This is a genomic window from Bradyrhizobium sp. 191 (assembly GCF_023100985.1).
In the GTDB taxonomy this organism is placed as follows: Bacteria; Pseudomonadota; Alphaproteobacteria; order Rhizobiales; family Xanthobacteraceae; genus Bradyrhizobium; species Bradyrhizobium diversitatis.
In genome coordinates this window covers 7,762,473-7,778,252 of record NZ_CP064692.1, presented here as the reverse complement: position 1 = coordinate 7,778,252, position 15,780 = coordinate 7,762,473, and the positions used below count along the sequence as shown (strand labels likewise).

At 65.1% G+C, this 15,780-nt stretch carries 11 protein-coding genes, 2 tRNA genes and 1 pseudogene; 9 read left to right on the top strand and 5 right to left on the bottom strand.

Going from position 1 to position 15,780, the window contains the following annotated elements; genetic code table 11:
• Positions 1 to 285: 285 nt before the first annotated feature.
• A pseudogene (locus tag IVB23_RS39525) lies at positions 286 to 894 on the top strand (DUF6789 family protein); the annotation flags it as partial.
• Positions 895 to 1,074: 180 nt separating this feature from the next.
• Here the strand turns inward: IVB23_RS39525 and IVB23_RS36630 are convergent.
• Complete coding sequence (locus tag IVB23_RS36630) at positions 1,075 to 3,360, bottom strand: heavy metal translocating P-type ATPase (protein WP_247801892.1); 2,286 nt, start codon at positions 3,358 to 3,360, stop codon at positions 1,075 to 1,077.
• Between the two features lie 425 nt (positions 3,361 to 3,785).
• On the opposite strand from IVB23_RS36630, the gene IVB23_RS36625 reads away from it, so the two are divergent.
• The 3 genes from IVB23_RS36625 to IVB23_RS36615 are packed head-to-tail and all read left to right on the top strand — an operon-like array spanning position 3,786 to position 7,921.
• On the top strand, positions 3,786 to 3,965 hold the full coding sequence (locus IVB23_RS36625; protein WP_156504708.1) for a hypothetical protein: 180 nt from the start codon (positions 3,786 to 3,788) through the stop codon (positions 3,963 to 3,965).
• Positions 3,962 to 5,245: a DUF4010 domain-containing protein gene (locus IVB23_RS36620; protein WP_247801891.1), complete on the top strand. Its 1,284-nt coding sequence runs from the start codon at positions 3,962 to 3,964 to the stop codon at positions 5,243 to 5,245. The genes IVB23_RS36625 and IVB23_RS36620 overlap by 4 nt, the downstream gene beginning before the upstream one ends.
• 21 nt (positions 5,246 to 5,266) lie before the next feature.
• The gene (locus IVB23_RS36615) at positions 5,267 to 7,921 is read left to right on the top strand and encodes a cation-transporting P-type ATPase (protein ID WP_247801889.1); all 2,655 of its coding nucleotides are present in this window, start codon (positions 5,267 to 5,269) and stop codon (positions 7,919 to 7,921) included.
• A gap of 73 nt (positions 7,922 to 7,994) precedes the next feature.
• Here the strand turns inward: IVB23_RS36615 and IVB23_RS36610 are convergent.
• A tRNA-Gly gene (locus IVB23_RS36610) sits at positions 7,995 to 8,068 on the bottom strand.
• Between the two features lie 570 nt (positions 8,069 to 8,638).
• Positions 8,639 to 8,824, bottom strand: a complete 186-nt coding sequence (locus tag IVB23_RS36605) for a hypothetical protein (RefSeq protein WP_247801887.1) — start codon at positions 8,822 to 8,824, stop codon at positions 8,639 to 8,641.
• A gap of 199 nt (positions 8,825 to 9,023) precedes the next feature.
• Here IVB23_RS36605 and IVB23_RS36600 point away from each other — a divergent pair, with 199 nt between their 5' ends.
• A complete protein-coding gene (locus IVB23_RS36600) occupies positions 9,024 to 9,404 on the top strand; it encodes a YciI family protein (protein WP_061880604.1) in 381 nt (126 codons plus the stop codon).
• A gap of 3 nt (positions 9,405 to 9,407) precedes the next feature.
• On the opposite strand, the gene IVB23_RS36595 is transcribed toward IVB23_RS36600, so the two are convergent.
• A complete protein-coding gene (locus IVB23_RS36595) occupies positions 9,408 to 9,998 on the bottom strand; it encodes a TMEM175 family protein (protein WP_131871370.1) in 591 nt (196 codons plus the stop codon).
• Positions 9,999 to 10,121: 123 nt separating this feature from the next.
• On the opposite strand from IVB23_RS36595, the gene IVB23_RS36590 reads away from it, so the two are divergent.
• From IVB23_RS36590 to IVB23_RS36580, 3 genes are all read left to right on the top strand, one after another.
• Positions 10,122 to 12,179, top strand: coding sequence for an ATP-dependent helicase (locus tag IVB23_RS36590; RefSeq protein WP_247801885.1), 2,058 nt, complete (start codon positions 10,122 to 10,124; stop codon positions 12,177 to 12,179).
• Positions 12,180 to 12,235: 56 nt separating this feature from the next.
• Positions 12,236 to 13,216, top strand: coding sequence for an NADPH:quinone oxidoreductase family protein (locus tag IVB23_RS36585; protein WP_061880595.1), 981 nt, complete (start codon positions 12,236 to 12,238; stop codon positions 13,214 to 13,216).
• 94 nt (positions 13,217 to 13,310) lie between these two features.
• Complete coding sequence (locus tag IVB23_RS36580) at positions 13,311 to 14,342, top strand: LLM class flavin-dependent oxidoreductase (RefSeq protein ID WP_061880602.1); 1,032 nt, start codon at positions 13,311 to 13,313, stop codon at positions 14,340 to 14,342.
• Positions 14,343 to 14,463: 121 nt separating this feature from the next.
• On the opposite strand, the gene IVB23_RS36575 is transcribed toward IVB23_RS36580, so the two are convergent.
• A tRNA-Tyr gene (locus tag IVB23_RS36575) sits at positions 14,464 to 14,549 on the bottom strand.
• Positions 14,550 to 14,755: 206 nt separating this feature from the next.
• On the opposite strand from IVB23_RS36575, the gene rlmB reads away from it, so the two are divergent.
• On the top strand, positions 14,756 to 15,586 hold the full coding sequence (gene rlmB / locus IVB23_RS36570; RefSeq protein WP_061880594.1) for a 23S rRNA (guanosine(2251)-2'-O)-methyltransferase RlmB: 831 nt from the start codon (positions 14,756 to 14,758) through the stop codon (positions 15,584 to 15,586).
• The last annotated feature ends 194 nt before the right edge of the window (positions 15,587 to 15,780 follow it).

Sequence of the window (15,780 nt, the reverse complement as noted above, 5' to 3'; positions counted from 1 at the left end):
CGAAGCGGGAAAAAGGGACCGGTCCCGAATGGACGGGGTTCCGCAACCAGCCAGAGCAGGACGAGAACCGCCAGACTACCCCAAAATGCCCGCTTTGGATTTTGCATGTGGGCCCTGTCTCATGCCGACATCGGCGTGACCGATCGCAAGGCACAATGCAGCCGATCGAGCCGTGTCGCATTGAGCTCACTCAATGCGGCGCACATCAGAAGCCACAAAGGCAGTTGTGGGAGGCCAGCTCCTCCTGTCTGGCAACCCTTCCAGCGTTGATCCACGTCAAGACAAATGGATCGAACTGCGGGCAGGCTTTCGCTGAACTGGGGTACCGCGATGAGAATGCTGTTCGTCGCAGTTACAGGTGCGGCTTGCACCACAACTTCAGCATTTGGTCCGACCGGTCCTGTCGCCGCGCTATGCACGCAAGATATCCAAGGGCCGGAGCAAATAGGGAGCCAAGTTTCCGGGCCAGCCACTGCGGCTCCGGATGCGCCGCCGATGTCTCGACGAACAGTCGATCGGATATGGAAGTCGATTGCCGCAGGTATTGCGGGCAGTATCGCCCATTCGCTGCTGATGTATCTCAAATCTCGCGCAGGGCTGCTTACATCGTTTCAGCCCTACGACAATCTCCAAGCAACGCTCAGTCATTTGGTTGGGAGCGCCGTCGATCCGATGGTGCCGTGGGCGCTATCATTCCTGAACGGTTCCACACTGGTCGGGCTTGTTTTCGGATACTCTTATCAGCGGTTACCCGGCAAGACTGGGGTGACGAAGGGGGCTGTGTTCGGAGTCTTCGGATGGATCATCATGGGGCTGGCATTCTTCCCGATCATCGGCCTCGGCTTCTTTGCCCTCGATGCAGGGCTCGGCATTTCGCCGGCATTGTTCTCTCTGATGATGCTGCTCAGCTACAGCATCGTCATGGGCATTGTCTACAATGCGCTCTACGCCAGGGACGGAAAGACCGGCTACAGCATTGGTGAGATCGCCGGTACACTTCCCATATTCGAGCGACAGGAGGAGCAAGGGATTCCTCCAGATCAACCTTGGCCCGCCCGCATATCGAGCTTTCGCCTATGCCGCCACGGCTTCGTAGATATCCTCCTCCTGAGCCGTGTGCATGCGCACCAACGTTTCAATCGCCTCGATGACCCGCTGAGCGTCCCGGACCAGATAGCGGTCGATCTTCTCAGACGGAATGTCCTCGACGATCCGAGCGAGCAGCCGGGCGAGGTGCAGGATCTCGCGATGCGCGCGGCTCATGGCAGACAGGCCATGGCGGTCGCGCAGAACCTCGGCAAGCTTTGGATAGACGCTGTCCTCATCCTCGCGCTCGTGCATCACGACGCTAGTCTGAACCAGGCGGTGGGCTTCCCCGATCAGTGCCGCGGCGGATTCGGGCGTCACGTCGTCCAGCGCGTCGACGATATCGCGCAGGCGATCGAGATCCCTGAAGAGGGCCTGATGATCGTGATGCAAGGACAAGCCTTGCTCCGTCGTGATGCGCGGGCCGCCCCTGACCAGGGCCGGCGTGAGCGCCCGCAGCGCATTCAGAATGACCGCAACATCGATCACCTCCTGGACGATCGCCGCGGGCACGGGATCGAGCCAGCCAAGCGTGGCGGCGACCATTGCCGCCAGTGACAGCCCCATGCCGACGACAATGCTCTGCACGGCGATACGCCGTGCCCGCTGTGCAATCACGATCGCCTCGCCAACCCGATCGAGCCGGTCCGCCAGAATCACCACGTCTGCGGCCTCGGACGAGGCGCTCGCGCCGCGAGCGCCGAGCGCGACCCCGATGTCGGCCACGGCCAGCGCCGGGGCATCATTGATGCCGTCGCCGACCATGATGGTCGGATGCTGGCGCTGCTCGGTACGAACCGCCTCGACCTTGTCCGAAGGGACGCGGTCGGCCAGCACGGCATCGAGATCGAGCGCCGCACCGATTGCCTGCGCCGCTGCGGCGCGATCGCCGGTGACCATCACCATCCGCACAATGCCGGCATCGCGCAGCAGCCGGATCGCGCGTGGCGTATCGGGACGCAGCTCGTCGGCCAGCAGCAGTGCGCCGATTGGTCGCCCATCGACAGCAACGAATACGATCAACGCCGAACGCCACGAGGCGCGCCGGATGGCGCGCAGTTCCCACGGCGATAGCTCGGCATGTGAGAGAAGCATCTCTCGCGAGCCGGCGGTGACCCGGCGTCCATCGATCAGGCCGCTCAGGCCAGACCCCATGGTCTCCTTGACATGTTCCGGCGGCCTCAGCTTGAGACCGCGATCGACGGCGGCGGCAACGACCGCCTTCGCGAGCACATGATGCGAGGCTTGCTCGAGCGATGCCCCAAGCGTCAGGACCTCGTCCGCGTCCTGCCCTGGCGCGACCTCGACGGAGAGCAATCGCGCCCCTCCCACGGTCAGGGTGCCGGTCTTGTCGAGCAGGACGGTGTGCGCGCGCGCCAGCGCCTCCAGCGCCGCTCCGCCCTTGACCAGGATGCCGCGGCGGGCCGCCTGCGCCACGCCGGCGATGAAGGCGACCGGTGCGGCCAGGATCAGTGGACAAGGTGTCGCCGCCACCAACACGGCAAGGCTACGGGTCAGATCGCCGGAGATGCGCCACGCCACGAAGGCCATGACGAGCGTCACCGGCAGAAAGATCAGCGCATAGCGGTCGGCCATTCGCACGAAGGGAGCCTTCGCCGTCTGGGCCGCCGTCACCATCCGCACGATGCCGGCATAGGTGCTCTCGCCAGCCGGCGCGGTCACGGTCAACTCGAAGGTCTCACCCGCATTCAGTGAGCCCGAAAGCACTGCGCTGCCGCGTGTCTTCTCGACCGGAATGGGTTCGCCTGTTACCGCGGACTCGTCGATCGTGGCCGAGACCGAGCCCACGATACCGTCGACAGGCACAATCTCGCCTGCCCGCACCAGGAGCTGTTCGCCGACTGCGACTTCCTCGATCGGCACGTCCCCGATCCGCTCGTCGTTCTTGCGATGAGCGTGCCGCGGTGCCCGATCGACCAGGGATCGCAGGTCGCGCTCCGCCCGCGCGATCGCGATGTCCTCCAGCACATTTCCGCCGGAATACATCAGCGCAACGACGGCGCCGGCAAGCGGCTGGCCCAGTGCCAGCGCCGCACTCATCGACAGCAGCGCAATCGCGTCCACGCCCAGACGGCCGCCCAGCAGGTCCCTGACGATCGAGACCGCCAGTCCGCCGATCACGGGCGCAGTGCCGAGCGCCCATGCGAGATCGGCCAGATCGAGGCGGCCGGCGGTTCGCGCAAGAATACCTGCGGCCAATCCTGCGATTGCAATCGCAACCAGGGTCCATCGCAAGACCCGCTCAAACGACATGGTTTGGTCCCACAGCTAACGGAACGTTACTCTCGCCCGAAACCAGCACCGTTGTTTGAGCAGGATCAACCGCAGAGATGAAGAAACACCAATTCGCAAGCGCTCTTTTTAGAGCGATCATTGCAAGGCTGGCCGCAACTGGCGTATGCGGGGCGACAACGAGAATCTCTCCCCTCACGGACCGCGACGTCTCGGGTCCCATCCACTTCGCCCGAACGAAATCCCGTGCGGCGGCAACTTTCTCAGCCACGTTCAACGAGATCCTGCGACATCTCTGCGGCCGTCAGATTGAGCGAAATCAAGAGGCCTGGCGGCGGCCTCGTCGATAGTTCCAAGCCGCTGGTCCTTGCATGAGATAACTCAAAGTGGATACCGTGCCGGGATCTCCTGTCGCATCTCCGGCACGCTCGCGGCGGATGCATGCGATGCTGCCGTTCATTGCTGTCGTCGTCGGCCTCACTTTTCTCGAGCCAGCGGGCGTCGCACTTGATCTATTGCTGCCGGCGGTGACCATGACGTTGATACGAATCCGGCGGGATTGGGCAGCAGTCGCGATCGAAGCACCGCCACAAGCACAAGAACGTGACGCCGTGCAGTACACATGATGGATTTTCTGAAGCCGAGCCTCAGCCCCGACGTCATCGCCATCATTGTTGCACTCGGCATCGGGCTCCTGATCGGTCTCGAGCGAGAACGCCGCAAGGGCGAGGGACCGGGGCGCTCGCCTGCCGGGCTGCGTACCTTTGCCGCGGCATCACTCGCCGGCGCCGTCAGCGTCATGATCGGCGGCAAGGGCCTGCTGGCGCTCGTGACCGCCGGGATCATGGCCATGATCGCGATCGCCTATCTCCGGTCCAGGAGCGACGATCCCGGCTTGACTTCGGAGATCGCACTCATCCTGACGGTTCTGCTTGGCGGACTGGCCACCCAGCGTCCGCTTTTGGCCGCGGGCGTTGCCGTCATTCTGGCCATCCTGCTTGCAGCCCGTACGGCATTGCACGACTTCGTCCGGAAGGTGCTCAGCGAAGGCGAGGTCAAGGACGGCCTGATCTTTGCCGCCGCCACGCTCGTGGTCCTCCCCTTGCTTCCGGATCGGCCGTTGGACCCCTATGGCGCGCTCAATCCACGCGCGATCTGGATCATCGTCATTCTGGTGATGGCCATCGGCGCCGCTGGGCATGTTGCAATACGCCTGCTCGGCGCAAGAGGCGGTCTTGCTGTCTCAGGCTTCGCCTCGGGCTTTGTCTCCAGCACGGCCACGATCGGAGCGATGGGGGCGCGGGCTCGAAGGGCACCGGAGCTGCTTGGCGCCGCCACCGCCGGCGCAACGCTTTCGACCGTCGCAACGATCGTTCAGCTCGTCGCGGTGCTCGCAGCGACAAATCTCGCGACGTTGCAGAGTCTGATGATTCCCCTCCTCTGTGCCGGTGCCGCGGCAGGTCTCTATGGCGCGATCTTCACGGTGAAGGGCATGCGAGAGACGAGCGCCGCCGAGCTCCAGCTCGGACGTGCTTTCAGCCTGCCGTCGGCCTTGTTGCTGGCGCTGACGCTCTCCGGAGTCCTCGTGCTCGCTGCCGGCCTGCGGGACGCGTTTGGGGAAATCGGTCTGCTGGTCAGCGCGGCCGTAGCCGGGCTCGCAGATACGCATTCGCCGGCCGTCGCCACAGCCACCCTCGCCGCCTCGGGAAAGATCAGCTCCGCCGACGCTGTGACTCCGATTCTGGCGGCGCTGTCGACAAATACGCTCAGCAAGATCGTCGTTGGCTGGGTCAGCGGCGGGCGCTCGTTCGCGCTGCGGCTGATCCCCGGACTGGTGCTGGTCATCGCGGCCGCATGGGCCGGTGCAGTCGGTCCTGATGTCGCTCACCAGATGTTTCAGAGATAGCCGGGAAGAGGCGCAGGTCTGATGCCGAAAGGCGATTTGATGCATGAAGTTGGACTGACAACGGCGACCGCGCATTCGTTGCCGGCGAGCGACATCCTTCGCGCGCTTCAAGTCGAGCCGGAGCAAGGCCTCGCGGAACATGAGGCGACGGAGCGCCGCATCCGCTTCGGGTCGAACGCGATCGCTGCAAGGAAGCGGATCAGCGCCCTGACCATACTTCTTCACCAGCTGCAGACCCCGGTGGTCTACCTGCTGGCGGCAGCCGCTGCGCTCGCCTTCTGGTTCGTCGAACTCGCGGAAGGCGTGGCGATCGTCGCGGTTCTTGTCCTCAACACCCTCATCGGCTTCCTGACCGAAATCAGGGCGGCGCGATCGATCGAGGCCCTGCGCGCGCTTGGCCGGACATCGGCTCGCGTGCGACGCGACGGTCACACGCGCGTGCTCCCGGCGGCGGACCTCGTACCCGGCGACATGCTCCTCGTCGAGGCCGGCGATGCGATCTCGGCCGACCTGCGCATCGTGGAAGCCTCGCGGCTTGCGGCCGACGAGTCGACCCTGACGGGCGAGTCGGTGCCGGTCGACAAGTCGCCCGAGCCGGCCGCCGAAGATGCGCGGATCGCCGAACGCACATCGATGCTGTTCAAGGGCACGGCCGTGACGCGCGGCAGCGGTCTTGGCGTCGTCGTCGCGACGGGCTCCCGGACGGAACTCGGCCGGATATCCCACCTCGTCGAACAAGCGGAGCCTGAGAGCTCACCGGTTGAACGCAGGCTCGCACGGTTGTCCGGGCAGCTCGTCTGGGCGGTCGGGCTTCTGACCGTCGTGATCGCGGCGGTTGGAATGGCGAAGGGAGAAGATGCTTTCCTGGTTGTGGAATCGTCGATCGCGCTCGCGGTGGCCGCCATTCCCGAGGGCCTGCCGATTGTGGCCACACTCGCGCTCGCCCGCGGGATGTGGCGCATGGCCCGCCAGAATGCGCTGCTGGAGCGGCTCTCCGCGGTCGAGACATTGGGCGCGACCACGGTGATCCTGACCGACAAGACCGGCACGCTTACCGAGAACCGGATGGCCGTGCGGCGGTTGTGGGTCGAATCCGGCGAAGTCGAAGAGGCCGGCGCGAAGGAGCTTGCCGGCGATGCGCTGCTCCAGCGGCTACTGCATACAATGGTACTTTGCAACGAGGCCTCGCTTGGCCATGGGGGAGTAGCCCATAGCGGTGATCCCATGGAAGTGGCGCTGCTGCTGGCTGGCCGGGCGGCAGGTTTGAATCGCCGCGAGCTGCTGCGCGGCTTTCCGATCGCGGCCAAGCACGCTTTCGACAACGAAAGCAAGATGATGGCGACCGTGCACCGGCACGGCGACGCGTATTTCTATGCCGTGAAGGGTGCACCGGAGCATGTGCTCGCCGCGTGCACCGGCATGCTCACCGAGAACGGCGAGACGACACTGGACGAAGCCGCGCGCCGTCTATGGAGCGGGCGGATTGCCGAGCTCGGGCAGCACGGCCTGCGCGTGCTCGCCTGCGCGACCAAACTGGCGACATCCGCAGATGCTCAGCCCTATGGCGAGCTGGTATTCGTGGGCCTCGTCGGCCTGGAAGACCCTGCGCGCGCCGACGTTCCGCAGGCGATCCGCGATTGCCGTCATGCCGGCATCCGCGTCGTCATGGTGACCGGCGATCATGCCGTCACGGCCCGCAGCATAGGCCGTGCGATCGGGCTCGAGGCTGACCATGTGGCGGAAGGCCGCCATGTCGAGCATCTCATCGCAAAGCATCCGCAGGAGCTGAAGCGCGTCGGCATCTTCGCCCGCGTCAGCCCGGCGGAGAAACTTGCGATCGTACGCGCGTATCAGGCGTCCGGTGAAATCGTCGCGATGACCGGGGATGGCGTGAACGATGCACCGGCGTTGAAGCAGGCCGACATCGGCGTGGCCATGGGCCTGCGCGGAACGGACGTCGCGCGCCAGGCGGCGGCGATGATCCTGCTCGACGACGCCTTTCCGACGATCGTCAAGGCGGTTCGGGAAGGCAGAGTCATTTTCGGCAATATCCGTCGGGCCGCCGCTTACCTTCTGTCCTGCAACATCAGCGAGGTCCTGGTTGTCGGGATCGCGATCGCGGCGACACTGCCCCTGCCGATCCTGCCGCTGCAGATCCTGTACCTGAATCTCGTGACCGACGTATTCCCCGCTTTCGCACTGGCAATGGGCGAGGGAGAACGCGACATTCTCGAGCGGCCGCCGCGCCATCCGAAGGAGCCGATCCTCGGTCGCCGGCAATGGACAACGATCGTGCTGCAGAGCATTCCGCTGGCGGGCGGAACTTTCGCGGCGCTTGGGCTGGCGCTTTCGGCCGGCTGGACCGGCGAGGCAGTGGTCACCACCACATTCCTGACGATCGCATTCGCGCAACTCTGGCACGTTTTCGACATGCACAGCAGCCGCTCCGGCGTCGTCGCCAACGAGGTCACGCGCAATCCATGGATCTGGGCTGCCGTCGGCCTCTGCGGCGCTCTGCTCGCGGTTCCTCCCTACTGGCCGCTGATGGCGGAGGTCCTGCACGTCACCCCGCCGACGGCGGCGATGTGGGCCGTCATCATGGGCTGCAGCCTGGCGCCATCGCTGCTCATTCAGGTCGGCCGCGCCATCATCGCGCTTGCCAATCGAGATCACTAAATCGCCGCCGCCTGCAATGTTCTCCGCGAGCACCGCCGCGCGGCACTTTGGATCCGGAGCCACGGGATCGGGATGGAGCGGGTGAAGGGAATCGAACCCTCGTATTCAGCTTGGAAGGCTGCTGCTCTACCATTGAGCTACACCCGCGTCGGTCGATCCCCTAACACGGCCGGGCGGCGGTCTCAACTGCCGAGGGGGTTGCTTTCTCGGCCCTCACGCGCTTCGCGGACCGCCCCGGTTCCTCCGGACCCGCCGCCCTTAACAGCGGCGGCAAGGCTGCCTATATTGATGTTTCCCGAAACCAACGAAAGGAGGTGATCCAGTGTCTTATCTCAAGCGCTGTCACCTCGCTGGGATCGCCCGCTGAGCTTTGACTAAAGGCTTGGCATCGGGGCGCTCTCAGCCCTGGACCAGCGAGCAAGAAATCGGGCGCGACGGGGCCTCCCCGCCGCGCCTTTTCCTTGCGGTTTCTTTGAAACTGGAAGCCGGTCAGCCGGCCCGAAGCCGCTCGCGCGACGCGGCGATCAGCATGCCGAGGCACCGGGCCCACGACTTGCACGGTGCGGCTCCCCGCCAAGCAGCACCGTGAAGAAGCCTCGTCAGAAAGCACGGGACGGACCGCCTTGCCCGTCCGGCTCATGATTGCGAGCAGGAACGGCATCGCCGCGATCGACAATTGCAGGACGTTCATATGAACCACCGGTTCGCCGAAAGGCTTCAGAAGCCGCCGATGTTGAGCGCGCGCGGCCGTTTGCCACGCCGGCTTTCCACGATCCGCTCGCCGCCGTTCTCGGCCGAGCTGCCATAGTAGCGGTGATGGCCGGCCTGGTCGTGCAGGTCGGCCGGCTCGGATTGCCCCGCCCGCCGCGCGTCGCAGATGATCTTGATGGTGTGACCCCACATTGCCGCCTCCAGCAAAAAGCTTGTCGTTTGTGGTCCATCAGTCGCGACTAGTTCCGGCGGCGTTCACATGGCAAGGCCGCAATCGGGTTTCGGGACGGTTTCGCCGCTTGCCGGCCACGCAATATTTTGCTTCGGAATTGTCGGCACGGGCTGCCGTGCCACGTCCTTGGGACTTGCGCAGAAAAGAAACGAGGTGACGATGCTCTACGCCATCCTGGCCTATCACGTGGAAGACGAGATCTTGTCCTGGACGCCGGAGCAGGACGCCGCAGTCGTGGCCAAAGTCATCGAGGTTCAGGCGCCCCTCCGGGCAAGCGGACAGTTTGGGCCGGCGGCCCGCCTGGATGAGACCCGAAAGGCACGCACCTTGCGCGGCCCCGGCGCGGGAATGGTGCTGGACGGGCCGTTTGCCGAGACCAAGGAACAGCTTCTGGGCTTCCACCTGATGCAATGCGCCACCGAGGATGAGGCAATCGCGGCGGCGCGGAAGCTGCGTGCGGTCAATCCGACGGCGGTCTACGAAATCCGGCCGGTCAAGCTTTACGTGCCGGCCGATGGGTTCGGGGCGACAGAGGGGTGAGTCCTACGCGCCCGGCTCGGTTCGCTTGGGAAGGAAGCGCTGGATCACGATGCCGCCGAAAGCGATGAACCACAGGAAGGGCGCGACCCGCGGCGCGAACGCCGCAACGATCGTGCCCGGAATGAACATCAGCAGCGGAAACAGCGAGGCCACCATTTCGCTGCGCCAGCCGCCCAGGATCGTCCACCACAGCCAGGCGTTGAGGCCCGCGATCGCGGTCAGATGCAAGCCGTAGAGCACGGCGACGGCGCTGCTCATGCCGTAATTGGTGTAGAGGCCGTTGGTGACCGGCAGCAGCACGATCGAGAGCAGAAAGAACAGGTTGAGGATCACGTCGCCGCGGCTGCCGACCGGCTGGCGCGCCAGCCGCCGGTGATGGCTGATCCAGAACACGCCGGCGATGATGAAGCTGAGCGCAAAGCCTATCAGCTTGCCCGAATAGACCCGGGCAAGATCGTTCCAGTCCGGCGCGCTGGTGAACACAGCGGCCTTGGGCAGATCATAGGCGAGAAGCGTCATGCCGACACCGAAAATGGTGTTGCTGAGCGATTCCAGCCGTCGCATCTCGAACTGGTCGGGCTTGAGCTCGGTCATGTCGGGCATGGGGTGCACTGGAACTGGGGGCCGTCTTCCCCTAAATCCTAAACTCGTCCCCGTCCAGCTGCATTGCGATTCGCGCCGGGATCGCCGACTCTCATCCTTTCACCGGGGCGATTCGTGGCGACATATCTGGACACGCTCAATGCGGAGCAGCGCCGCGCCGTCGAGCATGGCGTGGCCGAGGGCTCGACCGTGGGCGGCCCCCTGCTCGTCATCGCCGGCGCGGGCTCCGGCAAGACCAACACGCTGGCCCACCGCGTCGCGCATCTGATCGCCGCAGGCAGCGATCCCCGCCGCATCCTGCTGATGACGTTTTCGCGCCGCGCGGCAGCCGAGATGGCCGGCCGCGTCGAGCGCATCGCCCGAAAGGTGCTGGGCGAGACCAACGCCGCGATCATGCGCGATGCCCTGACCTGGGCCGGCACCTTCCACGGCATCGGTGCGCGGCTCTTGCGCGAATATGCCGAGCGGATCGGCGTCGATCCCGCCTTCACCATCCATGACCGCGAGGACTCTGCCGACCTGATGAACCTGGTGCGGCACGAGCGCGGACTGTCGAAGACCGCGAGCCGCTTCCCCGCCAAGGGCACCTGCCTGTCGATCTACTCCCGCTGCGTCAACGCCGAGATGGAGATCGAGAAGGTGCTGGGGGTGCACTATCCCTGGTGCAGCGGCTGGGCGGCCGAGCTGAAGGGCCTGTTCGCCGCTTACGTCGAGGCCAAGCAGGCCCAGCACGTGCTCGATTACGACGACCTGTTGCTCTACTGGTCGCAGATGATGAGCGATCCGCTGATCGCGGAAGAGATCGGCGGTCGCTTCGACCACGTGCTGGTCGACGAATATCAGGACACCAACCGCCTGCAATCCTCGATCCTGCTGGCGCTCAAGCCCGACGGGCGCGGCCTCACCGTGGTCGGCGACGACGCGCAGTCGATCTATTCGTTCCGGGCCGCCACCGTGCGCAACATCCTGGAGTTTCCGCAAAGCTTCTCGCCGCGCGCGGAGATGATCACGCTCGACCGCAATTACCGCTCGACGCAGGCGGTGCTGTCGGCCGCGAACGGCGTCATCGGTCTCGCCCGCGAGCGTTTCACAAAAAACCTCTGGACCGAGCGCACCTCCGGCCAGAAGCCGCAGCTCGTCACTGTGCACGACGAAGCCGACCAGGCGCGCTACATCGTCGAGGCGGTGCTGGCGAACCGCGAGCAAGGCATGCTGCTCAAGCACCAGGCGGTGCTGTTCCGGACGTCCTCGCATTCGGGCCCGCTGGAGATCGAGCTGACCCGCCGCAACATCCCCTTCGTCAAGTTCGGCGGCCTGAAATTCCTCGACGCCGCACATGTCAAGGACGTGCTGGCGCTGCTGCGCTTCGCCGAAAATCCGCGCGACCGCGTCGCCGGCTTCCGCATCCTGCATCTCTTGCCCGGCATTGGACCTGCGACCGCGCAGCGCGTGCTCGACCAGATGGCGGAGAGCACCGACCCGCTTGCCGCGCTCGGCCGGCTACCGGGGCCGGCGCGCACGGGCGAGGACTGGACCGACTTCGTCCGTACGGTCGAAAACTTGCGCTATTCGGAATGGCCGGTCGATCTCGAACGGGTGCGGCTCTGGTACGAGCCGCATCTCGACCGCATCCACGAGGATTCCGAGACGCGCCGCGCCGATCTGATGCAGCTCGAGCAGATCGCGAGCAGCTATGCCTCGCGCGAAAAATTCCTGACCGAGCTGACGCTCGATCCGCCGGATGCGACCAGCGACAAATCCGGACCGCCCCTGCGCGACGAAGACTATCTGATCCTCTCCACCATCCACTCCGCCAAGGGCCAGGAGTGGAAATCGGTGTTCGTGCTCAACGTCGTCGACGGCTGCATGCCGTCCGATCTCGGCGCCGGCACCAGCGCCGAGATCGAGGAGGAGCGCCGCCTGCTCTATGTCGCGATGACCCGCGCCAAGGACGATCTCCACCTCGTCGTTCCCCAGCGCTTCTTCGTCCACGGCCAGGCCGCCAAGGGCGACCGCCACGTCTACGCCTCGCGCACCCGCTTCATCCCGGAGCAGCTGGTCCATCTGTTCGAGCGCACCGCCTGGCCGAAGGCCGCCGCACGTGCGGCCCGTACCGCGGCGCAGGGGCCGAAGATCGATATCGGCGCGAAGATGCGCGGGATGTGGCGGTAGACACAAGAGGCTGGTCTCGGGATCTGTCAGGATAACTGGAACAACCGAGGTCCGATATGAAAGCCGTTGTCGTCGAGCAATACGCACCGATTGATCAAATCGAGCTGAAGGAAATTTATCCGCCCGTCATGGAGCCGGGACAGTTGCGCATCCGGGTGGAGGCGGCGGGAATTGGCTTTGTCGACGGCTTGAAGATCGAGGGACGCTACCAGACCAAGGATCCCCTGCCCTTCATTCCCGGGACCGAGTTCGCAGGCGTGGTGCAGGAAGCTCCCGGCAGGCCGGGCGGCTATCAACCCGGCATGCGCGTGATGGGCATGACCCGTTCGGGCGCGCTTGCCGAAGAGATCGTCGTCTATCCCGAAGCGATCTATCCGTTGCCCGACGGCGTTGCGGCCGAGGTCGCCGCCTCGTTTCGCGCCAACTATCTGACCGCTCTCTATGCCCTGAGCGCCCGCGCCATGCTGGTCCCAGGCGAGCAGCTTCTGGTGTTGGGGGCGTCCGGCGGCACCGGGACCGCGGCGGTGCAGATCGGCAAACTGCTCGGCGCGCGGGTAATCGCAGCGGCATCGACACCGGAGAAGCGCGAATTCGCGCAGGCGCGCGGCGCCGACGCGGTGGTCGATTATACGCAAGCCGGCTGGCGCGACACGCTGAAAGAATTGACCGGAGGACATGGCGCCGACGTGATCTTCGATCCTGTCGGCGGCGAGATCTCGGTGCAGGCATTTCGATCCATCGCCTGGCGCGGACGCCATCTCGTGGTCGGCTTTGCCGCAGGCTCCATTCCCGCGCTGCCGTTCAATCTGCCGCTTCTGAAAGGCGGCGCCTTGCTCGGTGTCGATCTCGCGCAGATTCCCGTGCGCGAGCCCGACGTGCAGAAGCGCCTGATGTCGGAGCTGACGAGCTGGCTCGCCGACGGCAAGCTGAAGCCTATGGTCGGTCGCGTCTTCGCGCTGGAGGATTTTTGCGAGGCGTTCAAGGCGATGCAGACGCGCTCTGCGATCGGCAAGATGGTAGTTCGCATCTCGGGATAGGACCTACAAACGGAAACCGAGCATTTCCGAAAGCCACCTTGTGGGCTCGCCGTCGTCCATTAAGTCTTATCGTTCCTCCACAGAGACCTGAATGATGACCGCACCGCTCGAATTCGGACTGGATACCTTTGGCGACGTCACAACAGATGCGTCCGGCGCCATGATCACGCATGCGCAGGTGATCCGCAACGTCGTCGACGAGGCGGTGCTGGCCGACGAGCTCGGGCTCGACTTCATCGGGCTCGGCGAGCACCACCGCGCCGATTTCGCGATCTCCTCGCCGGAGACCGTGCTGGCCGCGATCGCATCCCGCACCAGGCGCATCCATCTCGGCTCCGCCGTGACGGTGCTGTCTTCGGACGACCCCATCCGCGTGTTCCAGCGCTTTGCCACGCTGGATGCGCTATCGAATGGTCGCGCCGAGGTGATCCTCGGCCGCGGCTCGTTCACGGAATCCTTTCCGCTGTTCGGCTTCGACCTGCGCGAGTATGAAGAGCTGTTCGAGGAGAAGCTCGATTTGTTCGCCGCGCTCTTGTCGCAACAGCCGGTGACCTGGGAAGGCAAGCTGCGTCCGCCGCTGCGGGATCAGCTGGTCTATCCGCCGGTCGAGAACGGCACGCTCAAAACCTGGATCGGCGTCGGCGGCAGCCCGCAATCGGTGGTGCGCGCTGCGCATTACGATCTGCCTTTGATGCTGGCGATCATCGGCGGCGATCCCGCGCGCTTTGCGCCTTACGTCGATCTCTATCACCGCGCCTTCAGGGAGTTCGGCCGCCCGTCCAAGCCGATCGGCGTGCATTCGCCGGGCTACGTCGCCGAGACGGATGCGCAAGCGCGCGAGGAGTTGTGGCCCGACTACAAGGCCATGCGCGACCGCATCGGCAAGGAGCGCGGCTGGCCGCCGATGGGGCGCGACGAGTTCGTGAGCGAGGCCGAGCATGGTTCGCTCTATGTCGGCTCGCCGGAAACGGTGGCGCGGAAGATCGCGAAGACGGCAAAGGCGCTCGGGATCTCGCGGTTTCAGCTGAAGTACTCGGCCGGGCCGCTGCCGCACGAGAAGCTGATGCGGAGCATCGAGCTCTATGGGCGGAAGGTGGTGCCGATGGTGCGGGAGATGATGGGGTAGCGTACGTTGAGAGCCAGTCCGTCTACGCCCTGTGGGCTACGGCGCGGCAGCCTTCGCTCACTTCGCGCCACGAGCACTTATGCTGGCTTGCCGAGCCGTAGCTCGCGAAGCGAGCGAAGGCTGGTGGGGGAGGCAGGACTCGAACCTGCGAAGCCATGAGGCGGCTGATTTACAGTCAGCTCCCTTTGCCACTCGGGACACTCCCCCGCTCGACGGCAGCACAATCGGGCCGGACCTTGCCGGCGACCGAAGTCGGCCATGGAACGTGAAGGCCGCGACAACCCGGATCGGGGCGCGACCGGGCGCGTTTATGGGCGATGCGGTGGGGCAAAGTCAACCGAGGCGGACAGCTAAAATCGCCCTCGCAGCCACCGAAATTGCCATATTCCGGAACCCATGACAGAAGCGAGCCCATGAAGGATCGAAAATTCGGCCCCAAGGGGGCTCGCGGCGGGGCTAAGCCCTTCAACCGGCCCGGGAAATCGGCCGGCCGCTCGGCGTGGCGCGACCGTGATTCGCAGCTCGACGGACCCGTCATCCTCTATGGCTGGCACACCGTCACCATGGCGCTGGCCAACCCTCGGCGCCGGATCCGCAAGCTAACGCTGACCGAGAACGCCGCAAGGCGCCTTGCGGAGGAGAACATCGAGGCCCGCGTGGCGCCGGAGATCGTGCGGCCCCAGGAGATCGACCGGCTGCTGTCGCCCGATGCCGTGCACCAGGGCCTCTTGGCCGAGGCCGATCCCCTGCCCTCGCCGGATATCGAGACCCTGACGCAGGAAGGCATGGTGCTGGTGCTCGACCAGATCACCGATCCCCACAATGTCGGCGCCATCCTGCGCTCGGCCGCAGCGTTCGCGGTGAAGGCGATCGTCACTACTGCGCGGCACAGTCCGGAAGCGACCGGCGTGCTGGCCAAGGCCGCCTCCGGCGCGCTGGAGCTCGTCCCGATGATCACCGTGCAAAACCTCGCCCGTGCACTCACCGCGCTGAACGATCGCGGCTTCCAGACCGTCGGCCTCGACAGCGAGGGCAGCGAGGATATCAGCGATGTCGTGTTGCGCCAGCCGCTTGCACTCGTGCTCGGCGCCGAAGGCAAGGGCCTCAGGCAATTGACCCGCGAGACCTGCAGCGTCGTAGCCCGGCTCGACATGCCCGGCGAGATCAAGAGCCTCAACGTCTCGAACGCTGCCGTGCTCGCGCTCTACGTCGGCGCGAGCCGGCTGGGGCTGATGAAGCGCTAGCTAGCGCTTTAGCGCCGCGCATATCCGGACGATGCCATACTACGCCTGTTTTGCCCGACGGATCAATCGAAATCTCTGTTTTTCCGAAATTGGGGCTCGAACAACGAGCCAGTAAGCGAGGATCGCTCATGTCGGGCTCATTGCGCTTCAAGTCCTTGATTTCACTGTTCCCGGCTACTGTGCATGGGGTTGTT

What these genes read in the sequence shown, in the direction of transcription:
- IVB23_RS36630 (WP_247801892.1), bottom strand. Translation starts at nt 3,360, where the DNA reads ATGTCGTTTGAGCGGGTCTTGCGATGGACCCTGGTTGCGATTGCAATC.
- IVB23_RS36625 (WP_156504708.1), top strand. Translation starts at nt 3,786, where the DNA reads ATGCTGCCGTTCATTGCTGTCGTCGTCGGCCTCACTTTTCTCGAGCCA.
- IVB23_RS36620 (WP_247801891.1), top strand. Translation starts at nt 3,962, where the DNA reads ATGATGGATTTTCTGAAGCCGAGCCTCAGCCCCGACGTCATCGCCATC.
- IVB23_RS36615 (WP_247801889.1), top strand. Translation starts at nt 5,267, where the DNA reads ATGCCGAAAGGCGATTTGATGCATGAAGTTGGACTGACAACGGCGACC.
- IVB23_RS36605 (WP_247801887.1), bottom strand. Translation starts at nt 8,824, where the DNA reads ATGTGGGGTCACACCATCAAGATCATCTGCGACGCGCGGCGGGCGGGG.
- IVB23_RS36600 (WP_061880604.1), top strand. Translation starts at nt 9,024, where the DNA reads ATGCTCTACGCCATCCTGGCCTATCACGTGGAAGACGAGATCTTGTCC.
- IVB23_RS36595 (WP_131871370.1), bottom strand. Translation starts at nt 9,998, where the DNA reads ATGACCGAGCTCAAGCCCGACCAGTTCGAGATGCGACGGCTGGAATCG.
- IVB23_RS36585 (WP_061880595.1), top strand. Translation starts at nt 12,236, where the DNA reads ATGAAAGCCGTTGTCGTCGAGCAATACGCACCGATTGATCAAATCGAG.
- IVB23_RS36580 (WP_061880602.1), top strand. Translation starts at nt 13,311, where the DNA reads ATGACCGCACCGCTCGAATTCGGACTGGATACCTTTGGCGACGTCACA.
- rlmB (WP_061880594.1), top strand. Translation starts at nt 14,756, where the DNA reads ATGAAGGATCGAAAATTCGGCCCCAAGGGGGCTCGCGGCGGGGCTAAG.